General features: G+C 43.2%; 18 protein-coding genes. 7 read left to right on the top strand and 11 right to left on the bottom strand.

Annotation, left to right across the window (positions count from 1 at the left end):
- Positions 1 to 485 precede the first annotated feature (485 nt).
- Positions 486 to 2,204, top strand: coding sequence for a lysine--tRNA ligase (gene lysS, locus F6K38_RS02155; RefSeq protein WP_008183060.1), 1,719 nt, complete (start codon positions 486 to 488; stop codon positions 2,202 to 2,204).
- 246 nt (positions 2,205 to 2,450) lie between these two features.
- Here lysS and F6K38_RS44000 read toward each other — a convergent pair whose 3' ends face one another.
- Positions 2,451 to 2,594 (bottom strand): plasmid mobilization protein, encoded by a 144-nt coding sequence (locus F6K38_RS44000; protein WP_008183062.1) that lies wholly within the window; start codon positions 2,592 to 2,594, stop codon positions 2,451 to 2,453.
- Positions 2,595 to 2,671: 77 nt separating this feature from the next.
- On the opposite strand from F6K38_RS44000, the gene F6K38_RS02150 reads away from it, so the two are divergent.
- Together F6K38_RS02150 and F6K38_RS02145 are read left to right on the top strand one after the other, a co-directional pair.
- Entirely contained in the window at positions 2,672 to 3,853 is a 1,182-nt protein-coding gene (locus F6K38_RS02150) for an RNA-guided endonuclease InsQ/TnpB family protein (protein WP_008183065.1), read from the top strand.
- A gap of 304 nt (positions 3,854 to 4,157) precedes the next feature.
- On the top strand, positions 4,158 to 5,792 hold the full coding sequence (locus F6K38_RS02145; RefSeq protein WP_008183066.1) for an alpha-D-glucose phosphate-specific phosphoglucomutase: 1,635 nt from the start codon (positions 4,158 to 4,160) through the stop codon (positions 5,790 to 5,792).
- Here the strand turns inward: F6K38_RS02145 and F6K38_RS02140 are convergent.
- Complete coding sequence (locus F6K38_RS02140) at positions 5,789 to 6,094, bottom strand: hypothetical protein (RefSeq protein ID WP_131826939.1); 306 nt, start codon at positions 6,092 to 6,094, stop codon at positions 5,789 to 5,791. The two genes, F6K38_RS02145 and F6K38_RS02140, sit on opposite strands and share 4 nt — an antisense overlap.
- A gap of 1,322 nt (positions 6,095 to 7,416) precedes the next feature.
- Between F6K38_RS02140 and F6K38_RS02135 the strand changes: the two genes are divergently transcribed.
- From F6K38_RS02135 to F6K38_RS02125, 3 genes are all read left to right on the top strand, one after another.
- Entirely contained in the window at positions 7,417 to 8,742 is a 1,326-nt protein-coding gene (locus F6K38_RS02135) for a hypothetical protein (RefSeq protein WP_008183068.1), read from the top strand.
- 1,155 nt (positions 8,743 to 9,897) lie between these two features.
- Positions 9,898 to 10,206, top strand: coding sequence for a hypothetical protein (locus F6K38_RS02130; RefSeq protein ID WP_131826938.1), 309 nt, complete (start codon positions 9,898 to 9,900; stop codon positions 10,204 to 10,206).
- Complete coding sequence (locus tag F6K38_RS02125; RefSeq protein ID WP_008183071.1) at positions 10,197 to 11,516, top strand: hypothetical protein; 1,320 nt, start codon at positions 10,197 to 10,199, stop codon at positions 11,514 to 11,516. Before F6K38_RS02130 ends, F6K38_RS02125 begins: the two co-directional genes overlap by 10 nt.
- 599 nt (positions 11,517 to 12,115) lie before the next feature.
- On the opposite strand, the gene F6K38_RS02120 is transcribed toward F6K38_RS02125, so the two are convergent.
- From F6K38_RS02120 to F6K38_RS02105, 5 genes are all read right to left on the bottom strand, one after another.
- Complete coding sequence (locus F6K38_RS02120; protein WP_008183073.1) at positions 12,116 to 12,583, bottom strand: FxLYD domain-containing protein; 468 nt, start codon at positions 12,581 to 12,583, stop codon at positions 12,116 to 12,118.
- A 562-nt stretch (positions 12,584 to 13,145) separates the two neighbouring features.
- The gene (locus tag F6K38_RS02115; protein ID WP_008183077.1) at positions 13,146 to 13,598 is read right to left on the bottom strand and encodes a hypothetical protein; all 453 of its coding nucleotides are present in this window, start codon (positions 13,596 to 13,598) and stop codon (positions 13,146 to 13,148) included.
- Positions 13,599 to 13,797: 199 nt separating this feature from the next.
- Positions 13,798 to 13,968: a hypothetical protein gene (locus F6K38_RS02110; protein ID WP_154659760.1), complete on the bottom strand. Its 171-nt coding sequence runs from the start codon at positions 13,966 to 13,968 to the stop codon at positions 13,798 to 13,800.
- Positions 13,953 to 14,171 (bottom strand): hypothetical protein, encoded by a 219-nt coding sequence (locus tag F6K38_RS43995; protein WP_502708059.1) that lies wholly within the window; start codon positions 14,169 to 14,171, stop codon positions 13,953 to 13,955. The genes F6K38_RS02110 and F6K38_RS43995 overlap by 16 nt, the downstream gene beginning before the upstream one ends.
- Positions 14,146 to 14,319, bottom strand: a complete 174-nt coding sequence (locus tag F6K38_RS02105; RefSeq protein ID WP_154659761.1) for a hypothetical protein — start codon at positions 14,317 to 14,319, stop codon at positions 14,146 to 14,148. Before F6K38_RS02105 ends, F6K38_RS43995 begins: the two co-directional genes overlap by 26 nt.
- Before the next feature lie 14 nt (positions 14,320 to 14,333).
- On the opposite strand from F6K38_RS02105, the gene F6K38_RS02100 reads away from it, so the two are divergent.
- Positions 14,334 to 14,825: an acyl-CoA thioesterase gene (locus tag F6K38_RS02100; RefSeq protein ID WP_008183079.1), complete on the top strand. Its 492-nt coding sequence runs from the start codon at positions 14,334 to 14,336 to the stop codon at positions 14,823 to 14,825.
- Between the two features lie 32 nt (positions 14,826 to 14,857).
- On the opposite strand, the gene F6K38_RS02095 is transcribed toward F6K38_RS02100, so the two are convergent.
- The 4 genes from F6K38_RS02095 to F6K38_RS02080 form a co-directional block, all read right to left on the bottom strand.
- The gene (locus tag F6K38_RS02095; protein ID WP_154659762.1) at positions 14,858 to 15,022 is read right to left on the bottom strand and encodes a hypothetical protein; all 165 of its coding nucleotides are present in this window, start codon (positions 15,020 to 15,022) and stop codon (positions 14,858 to 14,860) included.
- An 83-nt stretch (positions 15,023 to 15,105) separates the two neighbouring features.
- Positions 15,106 to 15,768, bottom strand: a complete 663-nt coding sequence (locus F6K38_RS02090; RefSeq protein ID WP_008183083.1) for a potassium channel family protein — start codon at positions 15,766 to 15,768, stop codon at positions 15,106 to 15,108.
- Between the two features lie 463 nt (positions 15,769 to 16,231).
- The gene (msrA, locus tag F6K38_RS02085; RefSeq protein ID WP_008183085.1) at positions 16,232 to 16,879 is read right to left on the bottom strand and encodes a peptide-methionine (S)-S-oxide reductase MsrA; all 648 of its coding nucleotides are present in this window, start codon (positions 16,877 to 16,879) and stop codon (positions 16,232 to 16,234) included.
- Between the two features lie 456 nt (positions 16,880 to 17,335).
- Positions 17,336 to 17,814, bottom strand: a 479-nt coding sequence (locus tag F6K38_RS02080) for a thermonuclease family protein (RefSeq protein ID WP_287355974.1), incomplete at its 5' end; no start/stop codon positions are given.

The following is a 17,814-nucleotide window of genomic DNA, read 5'->3' as shown; positions in this document are numbered from 1 at the left end:
GTTATTTACCATGGTAATCGGGAATGGGTAATCGGGAATGGGTAATTGCTGATTGTGATAGTAATGGTTATAATGATTAGGACATAAAGCTAAAATTATCGATAAAAATATAGCAGATAATCTAGCACAATTACATCAACAATTAAACAAAAAAAAAGGTCAATTTCGAGCATTTACTACGTAAAAATACTGTAATAATATTTGTAATAAATTACTGAACATCCCTTACCACGAATTAGCAATTATTAAAAATATCTATAAACTTAGTTATAGTTGATAAGCTTTTAAAAATCAGCTATAATTATAGTTATAGAGCAGTGCTAACTGATTATTAATAAGAAGTTATACTTCCCTTATGTTACCCGTTACCTATTTTAACCAGGATGTTAACGTTTAACTTATAATTGCTATATACTAAGGGATCACCAGGCAGCACTAACTCACAGTTGATCCACTATGTGTCCACTAGATTGTCGCTATAAATTATGTCAGACCAATCCCGTCCAGAAGCACAAAGCACTTCAACTCTAGAAGAAATTCGCACCACACGGCTTGAAAAAGTTGAACAACTGAAAGCAGAAGGATTAATTCCCTATGCCTATAATTGGGAATCTACAGCTCAGGCTGCCGAATTGCAGCAAAACTATGCTGACCTAGGCAATGGCGAAGAAGTAGATGTGGAAGTGGCTGTTGCTGGTCGGATTATAGCTCGTCGTGTCTTTGGTAAATTAGCTTTCTTCAACATTCAGGATGAGACTGGTACAATTCAGCTTTACCTGGATAAAAAGAGAATCACTGCTAAAATGGCAGACCTTCCCAATGCTTTCAATATTCTCAAAAAACTCACTGATACTGGAGATATTATTGGGGCAAAAGGAACCATCAAGCGCACGGAGAAAGGGGAACTATCGATCTATGTCAAGGAGTATGATATCCTGACTAAATCTTTGTTGCCTTTACCAGATAAATGGCATGGTTTGACGGATACAGAAAAGCGCTATCGTCAACGTTATGTTGACCTAATTGTTAATCCTGATGTCCGGGAAACCTTTCGTCGTCGTGCCAAAATAACTGCTTCTATTCGGCACTATTTAAACCAACAGGATTTTATTGAAATTGAAACTCCGGTACTTCAGAGTGAGGCTGGTGGTGCAGATGCGCGTCCTTTTATCACCTACCACAATACCTTACAAATGGACTTGTATCTGCGTATTGCTACCGAGTTACATCTGAAGCGACTAATTGTTGGTGGTTTTGAAAAGGTGTATGAGTTGGGGCGTGTTTTCCGCAATGAAGGAATTTCGACTCGTCACAATCCGGAATTCACCATGATTGAAATCTATCAGGCTTACGCCGATTATAATCAGATGATGGTGTTGACGGAAAATCTGATTAGTAATGCTGCTAAGGAAGTGTTAGGTACACTAACCATTAACTACCAAGGTGAAGTAATTGATCTAACTCCCCCTTGGCGTAAAGTAACGATGCAAGAGTTAGTCAAAGACCAAATTGGTTTAGATTTTGATAAGTTTACCAACATTGAGCAGGCAAAAGCAGCAGCAAAAGATGCTGGTGTGGAGGTTCCCAATGATTGCTATTCTATTGGTAAATTGCTCAATGAAGCTTTTGAGCAGAAGGTAGAAGAAACGTTAATCCAACCGACTTTCGTTCTGGATTATCCTGTGGAAATCTCTCCCCTCACTAAGCCCCATCGCTCAAAATCTGGTTTAGTAGAACGGTTTGAATTGTTTATAGTGGGAAGAGAAACAGCAAACAGTTATTCTGAGTTAACTGATCCTATAGATCAACGGCAACGACTAGAAGCTCAAGCAGCCAGGAAAGCAGCAGGAGATTTGGAAGCTCAAGATGTTGATGAAGACTTTCTCGCTGCTCTGGAGTACGGTATGCCTCCCACTGGTGGTTTAGGTATTGGTATTGACCGTTTAGTGATGCTACTCACTGATTCAGCTAGTATTCGAGATGTGATTGCTTTCCCATTGCTGAAAAGTACCAGCGCTGTGATTAAATCCTTCGACTACGATGTAGAAAAAAAAATTCTTCGGGTTCAATTCAATAATGGTAGTATCTACAAGTATCGGGATGTACCAGAGGAGATCTACAAGGGTTTAAAAGATAATCCTTCTATCGGTCAGTATTTTAATACCCATATCCGCGAAAAATATGGCTTCGACCGAGAAATTTAGTGTAAGGATTCAGCCCAAGGATCATCAGCCATAATCTAGTAACTTGCTGTTGGATTATAAGTTGAGAGGTCAGATGAAAATTTAGCTGTCCGGTAAAAGAAGCCCCACATCTCAATCCGCAAGGATGAGTGTTCAAAGTTACCGTAAGAATAAGGCAGTCTTTATGGTTGGTCGGCTATGAGACAAAGGTTAAAACTGTATGATTAAGACTGCCTTATTCTAAGGTTTCGTTTCCAGGGATGAATTTTACACAGAGTCTCCTGGGATTGGGAGACGAGCTATAAAACTTCTGACCAACTCAGATGGAGTCATACCCCTCCTGTCAGCCTCCTGCTTTAACTGCTTTTTCTCAAACTCAGTTACTCTAACTATCAATTTTTTATCTTTCATTTTTTTTGATGTTGTGGGTTGTTATTTGGCTACCCACATGCTAACCTAGTTATAGGTCGAAAAACAGGATACAAAAAATGAGACTAGCTTACCAGTACCGATTACGTCCAACGAGAGAGCAGAAAGTTGTAATAGACAATTGGTTGTCAATGCTTTGTGCTCAATACAATTACTTGTTGGCTGATCGATTTAACTGGTACGAAGCTAACCGCTGTCCCATTAATGCCTGCCCACTTGTCTGTCATCTTCCAAAATTAAGAGTTAATCCTGACTACTACAGTCAAAAGAAAAGATTACCAGGACTAAAGAAAACCCATCCTTGGTACAAGCAGGTTCACTCTCAGGTACTTCAGGATGTTGTCAAGAGGGTAAAGTTAGCTTTTGATAGGTTCATTAAAGGGGATAGTAATGGAAGACGAAGTGGTCGGCCTAGGTTCAAAAAACCACACCGTTATCGCACTTTTACTTACCCTCAAGTAAAGGAAGGGTGCCTAGATGGAGACTTAATAAATCTCCCAAAAATAGGCAGAGTAAAGGTAGTACTTCATCGCCCCATTCCTTCCGGCTTCAAGATTAAGACAGCTTCCATTACAAAAAAGTGCGATGGATACTATCTGGTCTTGTCCCTGGAAGACAAGACAGTTCCCGAAGTTAAGCCAGACATAAATCCAGATTCAATAATTGGGATTGATGTTGGTCTAAAGGATTTTTTGACAACCTCCGAAGGGGAAGCCATAGAGATTCCTCAATACTATCGGAAAGCTCAAAAGCGCTTAAAGGTTGTCCAAAAGCGGGTATCTAGAAGGAAGAAGGGAGGAAGTAATAGACTTAAGGCTATCAAACAGCTCGGGAAACAGCATAAAAAAGTAGCGGATAAACGGAAAGACTTTCATTTCAAGACCGCTAATTACTTATTGTCAAACTACGACGTAGTTGCTCACGAAAAGTTAAACGTCAAAGGGATGGCTAAATCCCGATTGGCTAAATCTGTGCTAGATGCTGGGTGGTCAAGCTTTCTGACGATACTGACGAACAAAGCCGAAAATGCTGGTTTGTTGGCTGTCCCAGTAAGCGCTCAAAACACTTCACAGAATTGCTCCAATTGCGGAAAAAAAGTCCCAAAGAAGCTGCATGTAAGATGGCATGACTGTCCCCATTGTGGATGTAGTCTAGATCGCGATCACAATGCAGCTATAAACATCAAAAACAGAGCGGAAGGGCAGTCCGTTCTTAAAGCCCAGCGCCTCCGCGCGCAATAGCCGGATTGGCTGGGAAGCCTACACTGAACCCAACGGGTCAGTGTAGGAGCTGTCACTTCTTAATGAGCGATTAGCTAACCTTGTGCAAAGCTAATCGCTTGTAGCTTAGATAGATTAAAGTGAAGCATTGACAAATAAACAAAAATATGCGTAGGTAAGGATTGATCGTGCGTTCGCGCTTTTCTAGACCAGGGCTCACTAAAGTCATCAGTCATTTATCAAAGACTTTTGAATTTTTCATTAACAATTAACAGGTAACAGTTAACAATAAAGAATTAGCAGTAAAACCTGTAGCTAGCTTGTAATGAACATACGCACTGTCTCTACTAAGCCCTTTACAGACCAAAAGCCCGGTACTTCCGGACTCCGTAAGTCGGTCACCGTTTTTCAAGAGCCCCATTACCTGGAAAACTTTATCCAGTCTATCTTTGACTCCCTAGAAGGCTGTGAAGGTCAAACCCTAGTTGTAGGGGGTGATGGTCGCTACTACAATCGGCAAGCAATTCAGACCATTCTCAAAATGGCAGCCGCCAATGGGTTAGGTCGGTTGTTAGTCGGTTGTGGTGGTATTCTGTCTACCCCAGCAGCATCTTGTGTTATTCGCAAGCATAAGGCATTAGGTGGCATTATCCTCTCGGCTAGCCACAATCCTGGGGGTCCAAAGGGTGACTTCGGTGTCAAGTATAACACCAGTAATGGTGGACCAGCACCGGAAAAGGTGACGGAAGCTATCTATGCTCGGAGTAAAGTCATTGATAGTTACAAAATCCTGGAGGCTGCGGATGTGAATCTAGACCGACCAGGTGCATTTACCCTGGGAACCTTGAGCGTTGAGGTGATTGACCCAGTTGAGCCTTATACTCAATTGATGGAGTCCCTGTTTGATTTTGACCGCATTCACCAGCTACTAACCTCTGGGAAATTCCGCATGTGTATGGACTCATTACATGCGGTAACTGGTCCCTATGCCCATGCTATTTTTGAACAACGCCTAGGGGCACCAGAAGGTACAGTACTTAATGGTATACCGTTAGAAGATTTTGGTGGTGGTCATCCTGACCCCAATTTAGTCTATGCTAAGGACTTGGTGGATATTCTCTATGGTGATAATGCACCGGACTTTGGGGCTGCTTCCGATGGGGATGGCGATCGCAATATGATCCTGGGAAGCTCGTTCTTCGTTACCCCCAGTGATAGCATCGCTGTGTTAACCGCCAATGCCCATCTGGTACCTGGTTATAGTCAAGGTTTAGCAGGGGTCGCTCGTTCCATGCCAACCAGTGCTGCTGTAGACCGAGTGGCGGCTCAGTTGGGTATTGATTGCTATGAGACCCCAACAGGTTGGAAGTTTTTTGGCAATTTATTGGATGCAGGTAAAGCCACTTTGTGCGGTGAAGAAAGTTTCGGCACTGGTTCTAACCATGTACGGGAAAAAGATGGACTTTGGGCAGTGCTATTCTGGCTCAATATCCTGGCAGTGCGGGGTGAATCAGTGGAGCAGATTGTCCGTAGCCACTGGCAAACCTATGGTCGTAATTTCTATTCCCGCCATGACTATGAAGAGGTAGATGGGGCACGAGCTCAGGAACTGATGGAGCGTCTGCGTTCAAGTGTGCCAGACCTGAAAGGACAGCAATTTGGCTCTTACCAGGTAGAGTATGGTGATGACTTTAGTTACACAGACCCAGTAGATGGGAGCGTCAGCCAGAAGCAGGGGATTCGGATTGGCTTTACTGATGGCTCTCGGATTGTATTCCGCCTATCTGGTACTGGCACAAAAGGGGCAACCCTACGCCTCTATTTAGAGAGCTATGAGCCAGATTCCACTAAGCATGACGTGGATACTCAACAAGCATTGGAACCACTGATTTCCCTTGCCCATGAGATTGCCCAGATTCGCAAGTTTACAGAGCGGGAGGTTCCCACTGTAATTACCTAAGGTTTTGATGGGTTAGTTTCCCTGTTAATGAAAGGAACATGGGTAATAGGTAATAGGTAATAGGTAATAGGTAATAGGTAATAGGTAATAGGTAATAGGTAATAGGTAATAGGTAATAGGTAATTAGGTAAGCATTCAGCGTGTCGCGTATCAGCGTGTCGCGTATCAGCCAGCCATTCCCGTAGCGTGGCCAACGGCCAAGGCTGACGGCTGACGGCTGACGGCTGACGGCACCTCAAGTAGCACCATCTGTAGCGCATATGCTTACTTGGTATAGCACTACCCATTAAGATGTTTGACATTGTCTTGATGCAAAGCGCGAGTGGGGGAAACCACGGCAGTCGCTCATGGGGGGGACCCCCAAGACCGCGCTGCCTCCCCAAGACCGTAATGGTGCGCTTACAGTCGTCGAATTAAATTCGCCACGGGTCGCACCTCTGCATCGCTTCTAAACTCCGAAACCTAGTCCTAGCTTACTTTTGACTTCTGACTTCTCACTTCTGACTTGCCCGTAGCGCTATACAACCCCGACCAGTTACCTATTACCCATTAGCCGTTACCAAAATGAGTAACTGTCTCGGTAATAGTGGATAGCCTAGATTTCAATAGCAACAGATTTTTATTCCTAGAGGTGCGACCCAAGGGCGATTTACTCGCCCTAGGAGGCGCGCACCTATAAAAATTTTCATCATTGTTTAATTTAGCTCATCTCCATAGATGGTTCTTGGATATTTCGTCAAGTCAAGAGATATCTGGCTACATTTCAACATTATTTATTGTCAATTAGTTAATTTTATGAATAATCTCAAATCACCTGCTGTTAACCCTTTTTGCCACACAGTAAATTGATTGGGGCAAAAGCTTGCTTGCACACCTCAATGACTGAATCAAAGAGGGACTGAATGAAAAAGATTATTCTTTAACCCAGATTTGGTATAACCCCTAACTGCTCTGAGGGAGGGTAAAATTACTCATTCATAATTCTTAGCTGAATGATGTTATATAATAATTAGTTTTTGCTCAGGACTAACTCAGTAAATTTTTCATAAATTTTTATGAATTTTTGATGAAAATCCCTATTTTGATAGTGACATTTACTGAAATTTATGCCATTTATACTAATGGTAGGATTTTTTTTTGTCAGTCAAAACGCAAAAAAAAAATATGAAGCCTAGAACCAAACTACTTTTTTGACTAGGTCATCTGTTAGGGGTGGAATTTGATCAGGGAATCGTTAGGGAGTCAAACTATAGAAAAGGCTTCAAAAAATCTATCCAGTTTCACTGGATAGATTTGAGGAGGGCATCTTTGAACTATTAAAGGGGGTGTTTTACCCTTACCGATGTTTCTAGAAACATGTATCTAGAAAGGTACTGTACCCTAGATACATCGATAAGCATGATTAAATTTGCCCCAAAAGTTCACATACAAAGTTCACATAAAAAGTTCACAGACTCTTATCCCATTTCAGGCCAGGGACGTTGAGTAATGCCAGTTTTGTAAGTTACACATCCCGTGAGTTACTGAATTGGGATGGAGTAATTAGAAATTTTTTGGTGCATCAGGACTGAAAAGAAAAGCCCACCAGTGTAAACACAGATAACTTTTGGGAGAAAACCATCTTATGGTTCTGATTGAAGCAGAAAGCGATCGCGTAACGCGAGTCAACTATGAGACAACCAGTGCAAACAATATTGATACCGTTGCTTCAGGCGGTCGAGCCGTCCAGATCTCAAGCTTTAATGACCCGGTTGAAGAAAACCCTGGTGTGCTTAGATTTCAATGGACAGCAGATGATGGACCGGCTGGTAAGTACGATATTAGTATTGCCTACTTTGACGAAGAGGATGGGGAATCTCCACTGACATTTAGTGTCAACGACAATGTAGTTGGTACATATGTTTATAATCTAAACTTACCTGGGATTACAGCTGAGCCAAGGAATTATGTCCCTCTGAGCGGTGGCAATCCACGTGGCCCTCGCCCTCTAAGTGCTGAGGATAATCCAAATGCCATTTTTCAGGGCGTAGACCTTGCTCCAGGGGATGAAATAGAAATCTCGGTACTGGCAGATAGCATTAATAATGATGCTAATTTCGAGCTAGGGCGACTTGATGCCATTGAAATTACCCCAGCTGAAGATATTATCCCCAGTTTGGATCTGTTCTGGCGTAATCCTGTCACTGGACAACTTGGTGTGTGGACTCTAAATGACGAAGGCACTAGCGTCGAGACGGCAGCGTTCATTAAAGATCAAAGTGGTAAGGAGGTATTGGTACCAGACGACAGTCCATTTGACGCCCGTGGTGTTGTGGATTTAGGCGATGGTAACAGGAGTCCTCTGTGGCGTAATACCGAAACCGGGGGTGTTGCGATTTGGAAGATGGAAGGCTCCGAGTTCCAGGAGGCAATAACTACTCAGGCACCAGCAGGTCAACCAGGATCAGACCTCAACTGGGAAATCCGTGGCACCGGAGATGTTAACGGTGGTGGTGCAGAAGAAATCTTCTGGTACAACACATCTACTGGAGAAATTGCTGTTTGGGAGATAGATCAAACCGGGTTTCAGAATGCTACGTTTATTACGGATACCAATGGTGACAGGTTGACCATATCACCTAATGATCCCTGGCAGTTAGTTGCGGCTGGAGACATGGATGGCGATGGTAACGCAGATGCTATCTGGGAAAATATGAATACCCAAGAGTTTGCCTACTGGAAGCTTGATGGTACTGTTTTCCAAAACGCAGTGCTGATCGATTCCCGACCAGCAAACGGTGCTTGGGAATTCCGTGGTTCCTATGACGCTAACAACGATGGTACTGATGATTTCTTCTTCCGTAATTCCGTTACTGGACAGAATGGCATGTGGATGATCCACAATAACTCACTGGGTCAGATTGTCGAGATCGATAGGGTTGAGGATCTCAACTTCTCCTTCTACGTCTAGGATAGTCAGCAGCTAGCTTTTCTGTTGTAATTAAAGTTGAGAAAAACCCACCCCTTCTGCTTACGCTCAAGGGGTGGGTTGATTGTTCACTTAAATCTGAATCTAATATCTCCGAGTTTTAGGGCAAACGCATCTAATCGTCACAAACCAGATCTTATTGGCATTTGGCTGACCCAAAAATTTATTGCTGACCCAAAAATTTTGACGGGGATGAATTAAACTGGTATATTATTTATTTGGCTTATCTTTAGCGCCACTATGATTTTCACTAATTAATAGGTACGACCACCAGGATATAAAACTGTCAGCATTCAGGCTAATGCTGTCAGCTATCATGCTTAAAATAAACCCAGCGTAGCGTGCGCCGTTCCCGTAGCGTGCGCCGTTTTCGTAGCGTGCGCCGATGCGCAATGTGCAATGGGCAAACGGGATAATTTAATATTGATAGATTAATGAGAATTGAAAGTCAACAGAAAAGTCCTTGGCCTATGGCCACGCTACTTGAAGTCCTTTGTGGCACAGGCTTCGACGCTGTGATCCAAAAAAGATTAAACGAATGCTTACCTCTTTTATTCAAAAGCACCTCAAGTAGCACCCTCTGTAGGGCATTAGCTGATAGCTGATAGCTTACCCACTAACTGCCCTGAGGCAGGGGAAAATTTATCATTCATAATTATTAGCTGACTTGATGTTATATAATAATTAGTTTTTGCTCAGTGCCAACTCAGTAAAAATTTTATAAATTTTTATGAAAATTTAATGAATATACCTAATTTGATAGTGACATTTACGGATTTTTATGGCATTTATACTAGTGGTAGGTTTTTTTTCAGTCAAAACGCCAAAAAAATCTGAAGCCTGGAACAAAAATATTTTTTTGAGTAGATCATCTGTTAGGGGTGGAATTTTATCAGGGTATCGTTAGCCAGTAAAATAATATAAAAGGCTTCAAAAAATTTATCCAGTTTCACTGGATAAATTTCAGCAGGGCATCTTTGAACTATTAAAGGGGGTGTTTTACCCTTATCGATATATCTAGAAATAGGTATCTAGAAAGGTATTGTACCCTAGATACATCGATAAGCATAATTAAATTTTCCCCAAAAGTTCACAGACAAAGTTCACAGACTCTTATCCCATTTCAGGCAAGGGACCTTGAGTAATGCCAGTGTATTGATGCAAAGCGCGAGTGGGGGAAACCACGGCAGACCGCGAGTGGGGAGGGGCTGTGTGCGGAACCTGCGTCCGCACCGCTGTTTGCCCCGTGGGAACCCCCAAGACCGCACTGCCTCCCCTGTTCCGAAGCTGCATCGCTTTTGTAAGTTACACATCCCGTCAATTAGTGAGTTGGGACTGAATTGGGATGGAGTAATTAGAAATTTTTTGGTGCATCAGGACGGAAAAGAAAAGCCAACCAATGTAAACACAGATAACTTTTGGGAAAAAACTATCTTATGGTTCTGATTGAAGCAGAAGGTACTCGCGTAACGCGAGTAAACTACGGCATAACCGGTTTCAACAATATTAATCTCGTTGCTTCAGGGGGTCGAGCCGTCGAGATCACAGACTTTGATAACCCGGTTCCAGTTCCCGGTGTGCTTACCTTTCAATGGACAGCACAGGATGGACCAGCTGGTAAGTACGATATTCGTATTGCCTACTTTGACGAAGAGGATGGGGAATCTCCCCTGACATTTAGTGTCAATGGAGAGGTAGTTGGTACCTATGTTTATAATCTAAACTTACCTGCTAATAGACCTCGGCCAACAGCTGAGCCAAGGAATTATGTCCCTCTGAGGGGTGGCAATTCAAGTGGCACCCTAAGTGCTGAGGCTAATCCAAATAAACCCCTTTTTCAAAACATAGACCTTGCTCCAGGGGATGAAATAGAAATCTCGGTACTGGCAGATAGCAATAATTCTGATTTGAATTTCGAGCGAGGGCGACTTGATGCCATTGAAATTACCCGAATCCCCAGTGTGGATCTGTTCTGGCATAATCCTGTCAGTGCAAAAGTTGGTTTGTGGACTCTAAATGGCCAGGGGACTAGCGTCGAGACGACAGCGTTTATTACCGATCAAAGTGGTCAGGAGGTGTCGGTACCAGACAACACTGGATTTGAAGCTCGTGGTGTTGTGGATTTAGGCGATGGTATCAGGAATCCTCTGTGGCGTGATACCCTAACCGGCGGTGTTGCGGTTTGGAAGATGGAACGCTCCGAGTTCCAGGAAGCAATAATTACTCAGGCACCAGCAGGTCAACCGGGATCAGACCTCAACTGGGAAATCCGTGGCACGGGAGATGTTAACGGTGATAGTGCAGAAGAAATTTTCTGGTACAACACATCCAGCGGAGAAATTGCTGTTTGGGAAATAGATGAAAACGGGTTTCAGAATGCTACGTTTATTACGAATACCAATGGTGACAGGTTGACCATATCACCTAATGATCCCTGGCAGTTAGTTGCGGCTGGAGACATGGATGACGATGGTGACGCAGATGCTATCTGGGAAAATATGAATACCCAAGAGTTTGCCTACTGGAAGCTCGATGGTACTGTTTTCCAGGAGGCAGTGCTGATCGATTCCCGACCAGCAGACGGTCCTTGGGAATTCCGTGGGGCCTATGACGCTAACCGAGATGGTATTAATGATTTCTTCTTCCGTAATTCCGTTACTGGACAGAATGGCATGTGGATAATCGAGAATAACTCACTTAGTAATATTGTCGTTATCGATACGGTTGAGGATCTCAACTTCTCCTTCTACGTTTAGGATAGTCAGCAGCTAGCTTTAGGGACTTGCGTGTAAAAAAAATACCAATTAAAGTAGGGTGGGCAAAGTAATATAATTTAGAATAATCAAAAGAAACAAACTGTTTTTGCCCACCCTACAAGCTAAAAACTGGTATTTGATTTTTTGGCTACTCCCTTACTCTTGTCATTAGAGTGAATGAAAACCCACCCCTTCTGCTTAAGCTCAAGGGGTGGGTTGATTGTTCACTCAAATCTGAATCTAATATCTCCGACTGTTAATCACTTCGTAGTCAGGTACGTTAATTGTTATAGCGGTTTGCGATTTTTTAAGTACATAGTTCTGGGTTTTTATGGAACAGGGCACAGGGCACAGGAAACAGGGCACAGGGCACAGGGCACAGGGAGTAGGGAGTAGGAAACAATAAAAAAATCCTGTGTACCTGATTAATATGAGAACCGTTATAGTGAATTATTAGTTATTAATTGAAAACTGTCAATTTTAAATTTATTGATGACATTATTATGTGGGATTCAGTGGTAAGCATTCACCTAAAGACCAAATACTTAGGTTCAGTTGCTCAGCAATTTATGCCTCAAAAGCGTGAATTGATATCGAAATCATGGAGTCGGTTTACGATCCCAGTCAACGGATGTGGTTTTTAATTCCCGACCACCCCACATTTCCGTCTCGAAAGTAGCACTTTCTCCAGCACTGAGGTTAGGGGGATTGGTGTACATGGAACTGGTGCCAATTACACTGCCGTCATCATCGAGAATTTCATAGTTTACTCGGGTCGAGTAGACAGTTTTGTCGGTTTTGTTGACTACACGACCGATAAGACGGTCATTTTGGAAACTCACTTCGCTAATGACTACTTTGGAGTCTGAGATGCCACATAGACTACTAAGATCTACAAGGGTGCCATTATCGGTTTGCATGTAGCACACTGGTAGCTCAATCTCTGTGCTCGGTACAGGGGAGAAGCCAGAGGCAAGCGTCAGTGGCAGGCTAAACGCCTTGGGAACAATTAGCAGGATTGAGGCAGCTTCTAAAGCAAGGGACAAAGACCAAAATTTCACCATCATGGTCACCTTCTCAAACTGATTACAGGATAAATGGTCAGGGTGGGAGCCCTCAGCCCAAGTTCTCCAAGTGGGGAACCTTGGTGGTTGAGGGTGATTACTAGTTCAGCTAGGTTGATACGGATCGTAAATCCAGTTATTAATCGTAGCGTGGGCAGTGCCTACCAACGCGGTTTGCAAGCTTGATTATCTGTCTGGTGCACTGCCCACCCTACATCAACCTAGGTTGATACGGATCGTAAATCCAGTGATTAATCCTAGGGTGGGCAGTGCCTACCAACGCCCTTTGCAAGCTTGATTATCTGTCTGGTGCACTGCCCACCCTACATGAACTCTAGTTCGGCTGGGTTTGTGTAGCCCCACGGTTGACACAGTGGGGCAAAAAAGGCCTAATAGACTAGCATATTGTAGAAACTACTCAGAAGTTATCCGAAAAATTATTTAATGGTTGGGTGAGAGTGGAGAAATTACTGGTAACTCACTTCAGTAATCCTTTAGACGGCTTGTGGTCTAAAGTAGGCTCCACAACCCCCCAAGACAAATTTTTGGATAGCTTCTAAGCAGCCTACGGGCAATGTACAGCAAGGTGGAAGTTACGATCTACGGCATTTCCACTAGAATTGTTAGTAGCAACCCAAACCCCATTGGTGGTGCCAGCGCGTGTGGCTACAGTAACTTCACCAGATCGTTCAGTGCCAAAGCCTGTAGTACCTAAAGTAGCAGTGTAAGCACACCGACGGACATCCCGGTTGAAAAAGACTTCGTACCGACCGTTCAGAACTTTTCGGGCTCGGCTGGCACCGAATCCGCGACTGAGTGCGCCGTTCCTGGTGACTACAGCAAATACGGTTTTTGCACTGGGGGTGGGGGTAGTGGTTAAAGTAAATTGTTGGTTGCTCGGAGGGGTGGGACGAGGCGCGTTAGTATCTTGTGCTAAGGCTTTGCCTTGAGGAATACCGAGGCTGATTACACCCAAAGATAGAACTACAGACGCAATGGCTACTTTACTACGAAACATGATAAATTTCCTGGTTTGAACCTTGAAGTTTGTAATGTTAATACTGAGGTGTTTCGGTCATTGGCTGACTCGAATTCAACCTCTACTTACATTTCTGAAGCCGATCCAGGATTTACGCAGTGGATTGTTTAATCTTTACAAAACTTAAAAAAAAGCTCTGGTCAAACCTGGCATAAAAAGCCGGAAAATTCCCTAAAACCTAGGATGCTTCAGTAACGCACCCTACTGGTAGCATCAGAAGAAACCCATTAGAAGAAACCATGGCGACCTGTGAGCAGATACCCTGAAAGCGATCGCATGCGATCGCTTTCAGCAGGTGATCAGCTTGGTTACCAAATCGTGACCAGATTACTCCTAACCCTCCCAACACAGGGCTAATATCAAGTCTGGTTGAATACCCATAATTAAGGAGAGAGTGGGGAGGGTGGGAAGTGTGGGAAGTGTGGGAAGTGTGGGGAGATGGGGAGATGGGGAGATGGGGAGATGGGGGAGATTTTGATTAAGGGTAATTATCCCGACATGATATAAGGATAGGTTCTGATTACGATCAGTAGGATGATGGTAAACAGTGATTGACTTTTTGAGACGGACGCGATCGCTTACTTTGATCTGTCAGGATTAGACTTGCCCGAACTAGATCCCAAATCAGCAAAAACTTAGCGCTGATCTGATCTAGCTCTAACAGAATACGATCACCATATACGATCATCATACCAGTCACGATTAAGTTGATCCATGTCAGAAACACCCCAAACCTCAACTCAAGGACAGCTGGACAGTACCATGGCAAGTCATGAGCTAACTGCCACCACAGCCAAATGGTTTGACTATCCAGTGCGAGTCCATCCCCACCACACTGACTATGCTGGTATAGTCTGGCATGGTACCTACATTGGCTGGATGGAGGAAGCGAGGGTGGAGTACTTGCGCTCAATGGGTATGGATTATAGTGATTTTGTCAGGCTAGGATGCGATTTACCAGTAGTAGAACTTTCTTTACGCTATCACCGGGCAATGCCAATGGGCACAGCAGCAGTTGTCAAGACAGCCATCGCCGAAATGAAAGGTTTCCGTATGAAGTGGGATTATAAAATTCAATCCCATGATGGCAAAGAACTTTACCTAACCGGTCGTGTGATTCTAGTAGCCGTTGACCGAGAGCAGGGTAAGATTATGCGCAAATTACCACCAGTGCTAAAGGATTTATTAGATAAGCTTTCTAGTTGAGCCAATCGAACTGAGGTTATTTTACGGTTATTTCACAAAGCAATATCAGCATATTGCCACGCTTGTTGATATTGCTGTTGTACAGTTTCTGCTTCTGCTGTTTTTCCTTGTGCTTGCAAGCTTTGTGCTAAACCATGTAATGACCAACCATTTTCCGGATAAATATCTAAATCATTATGATAAACCCTATACAGCAATTGTACCTGTCCTAACTTCACAATCTTAAAAACATACCCTTGAAAGTCTCCTCCCTCTGACTTATCTGCTTCCCCTGCTCCCTCTAATGCTCTGCTTCTGGGTTATAAATTCCGACCAATCTGCCAATTAATACGGCGGGATACATCACCCCACAAATTCCTTCTAAATTAGTCAGAGCTTTCGCTAGAGGACTGACAGGAGTAATATCCCCATAGCCAACGGTAGTTAAGGTGGTAAAACTGAAATAAAGCAGGTCAAAAGAATTAATTGTTTCTGCTGAATAAGTAAAAGATTTTGGGTTTAATAAATAGATAGTTTCAAAAAACAAAACCCACAGAGTACCAATTAAAAGAAAGACGTTAATACCGCCAACTATGGTATCGATCGTGACTTTGTGACCGCTAAAAATCTTCTCAATCATCAACACAATAGCTAAGAGAAAAAAACCACCATAAATAATATTTGTAGCCACAGCTAGCTTTAAGTTAGAGTATTGATAAATAAACTCGATAAAATCGACTACAAAAGCGAGCAATGAAATGAACAGATAACAATAAAAAAACCTTTTATGTAAATAAAATGTTGTAATTATTACAACTATTGCTCCTAATAAAATTAGGGATAGAATTAAGTCGGCAATTATTGCTTGCGAGAAAAAAGCATAGGCGACAAAAGCCAAAAGCAGCACTAACAAAAGCTGAGTATATTTATTCTTGGCTGAACTCTGTAACTGTTTGAGTCTCATCACTCTCTTGCTCCTTGAAAAAGGATATATAGCAATTCTCATCACAAGTTAGGTACACAGGATTTTTTCCAACTCCCCCCTCCCCGCGCCGGAGCACCCCACTAGCTGTTCTCTGGTCCGAAGATCATTAAAACCCAGGACGAAAGTACTTAAAGCAATTTAGAGCTGTTATATCAATTTAAGAAGATTCCCAGAAACTTAGCGCTATTGACAGTAATTATGTCGGTTTAGCAACTTTAGTTTCGCACCAGGAACTAGTGTAAACTCCACTCACTCTGTAGGGGTGGGTTTAGCTTATGTATCAGCCCAAGACAAACAACCTTGTTACAAACGTTACAAAACCCACCCTTTCCTAGTCAACTGAATTGCTGCATTTAGTCATTAGTCATTTGTAATCCACCAAAGTCTCTTGGTACTTACAAATGACTAATTACTGATGAGTGTTAACCACAGAAGTGATGACTTATGAAATTGCAGGGCAATTCACATTCGTCCCACCTAAACCACAATACCCATTAGGATTTTTAGCCAGGTACTGCTGGTGATAGCCCTCTGCGTAATAAAACTCAGGAGCATCTAGAATCTCTGTGGTAATATTACCATAACCGGCGACCTTCAGAGCTTGCTGATAAGCGTTTTGTGAGGCTTCCGCTAGCTTCTTTTGGTCTTCGGAATAGGTATAAATTCCTGAACGGTACTGAGTACCAGTATCATTGCCTTGGCGCATGCCTTGGGTGGGATTGTGGCTTTCCCAGAAGACTTTCAATAGTGCTTCGTAACTGATTACCTTTGGATCAAATACCACCAGCACCACTTCATTGTGACCGGTCATGGCTGTACAGACCTCTTGATAAGTAGGGTTAGGGGTAATGCCAGCAGCGTAACCTACTGCGGTAGTGAACACTCCCTCTTGTTGCCAGAATCGGCGTTCTGCTCCCCAAAAACATCCCATGCCAAACATCGCCATTTCCAATCCATCAGGATAAGGGGGTTTGAGAGGATTGCCGTTGACGTAGTGACGCTCGGGTACTGGCATGAGTTCTGAGCGTCCGGGTAAGGCTTCCTCAGGAGTAGGCACGGTCAGCTTTTTCTTAAATCCGAAGAGTACCATCAGTTTTGAATCTTAGTTTTGATCACTTACTTAACATTTTGCAACATTTATAGCGTTTGTATATGGGTTGTAAACACACCAATTGCAGGAAAAGGCATGCATGCAAGAGGCAAAAGGCAAGAGGGGAAAGAGCTCCGGAGTTTTATTGGATAAGAAAAAAATACCTCTTAGGTTTACATCTGATTTACAAACCCTATATGAGTAAATTACTCATTCATTAGTGGTAACTACCAATAGACTTTTGGCTGGCTATTGGCTAGCTACTAAGAGACGGTTTATAAAGTAAATCTTAAGACAGCTATAGTCTTGAATATTGGTGGGTTACGGCGGACAGCTCTCTTAAAAGGTGAGCTTTGACAGATATCGCCGCCTAACCCACCCTAGGCAAGGATTTAAGCAAAGTTTAACAAACATTCTCTAAGGACTAAAGACTCAGAGGACTAAACACTCTCCGACTCAGGAGGAGGATTTAGTTTTTGCTAAACTACGATATTCCCAAGCTGGAACAAACTTAGGGTCTCGCCACAACCCTCGCCGATATCGTTTGGCATTGGCTTCAGCACTATCGACCATTTCCGCACTGGGGCAATCTTTCAGATAGGGGCGATATACCTGTGCTAGTCCTTCTTTTACTAGCACTTCCTGGACAAAGGTGCCATCGGTTAAGCGTACTTCACTGACGCTGCGCCCATAGCGGTCAGTATCAGTTACAGTCAAAACTACCTGATTATCGCTTTGTTTAACCAGTTCCTGAAGTCGCTCCTTGGCTTTATTTCCCCATTTGAATTGACTTTTGTCTACCAATTTGCGGCTTTGCTTCTCTTTTTTGGAATGGGCAATTTCTGGAGCGTCGATACAGGCAAACCGAACTTTGACATCCTTGCCAAACCTGTCAGCGACGAGAATGGTATCCCCGTCAGATACCCGTTTGACAG

Source organism: Moorena sp. SIO3B2 (assembly GCF_010692525.1).
Taxonomy (GTDB): Bacteria; Cyanobacteriota; Cyanobacteriia; order Cyanobacteriales; family Coleofasciculaceae; genus Moorena; species Moorena producens.
The sequence above is the reverse complement of the archived record's forward strand: the minus strand, read 5'-3'. Positions and strand labels throughout refer to the sequence as shown.

Bases quoted from the DNA above. Each gene is read 5' to 3' on its own strand.
- lysS (WP_008183060.1), top strand. From the start codon at position 486: ATGTCAGACCAATCCCGTCCAGAAGCACAAAGCACTTCAACTCTAGAA.
- F6K38_RS44000 (WP_008183062.1), bottom strand. From the start codon at position 2,594: ATGAAAGATAAAAAATTGATAGTTAGAGTAACTGAGTTTGAGAAAAAG.
- F6K38_RS02150 (WP_008183065.1), top strand. From the start codon at position 2,672: ATGAGACTAGCTTACCAGTACCGATTACGTCCAACGAGAGAGCAGAAA.
- F6K38_RS02145 (WP_008183066.1), top strand. From the start codon at position 4,158: ATGAACATACGCACTGTCTCTACTAAGCCCTTTACAGACCAAAAGCCC.
- F6K38_RS02140 (WP_131826939.1), bottom strand. From the start codon at position 6,094: ATGTCAAACATCTTAATGGGTAGTGCTATACCAAGTAAGCATATGCGC.
- F6K38_RS02135 (WP_008183068.1), top strand. From the start codon at position 7,417: ATGGTTCTGATTGAAGCAGAAAGCGATCGCGTAACGCGAGTCAACTAT.
- F6K38_RS02125 (WP_008183071.1), top strand. From the start codon at position 10,197: ATGGTTCTGATTGAAGCAGAAGGTACTCGCGTAACGCGAGTAAACTAC.
- F6K38_RS02120 (WP_008183073.1), bottom strand. From the start codon at position 12,583: ATGATGGTGAAATTTTGGTCTTTGTCCCTTGCTTTAGAAGCTGCCTCA.
- F6K38_RS02115 (WP_008183077.1), bottom strand. From the start codon at position 13,598: ATGTTTCGTAGTAAAGTAGCCATTGCGTCTGTAGTTCTATCTTTGGGT.
- F6K38_RS02100 (WP_008183079.1), top strand. From the start codon at position 14,334: ATGTCAGAAACACCCCAAACCTCAACTCAAGGACAGCTGGACAGTACC.
- F6K38_RS02090 (WP_008183083.1), bottom strand. From the start codon at position 15,768: ATGAGACTCAAACAGTTACAGAGTTCAGCCAAGAATAAATATACTCAG.
- msrA (WP_008183085.1), bottom strand. From the start codon at position 16,879: ATGGTACTCTTCGGATTTAAGAAAAAGCTGACCGTGCCTACTCCTGAG.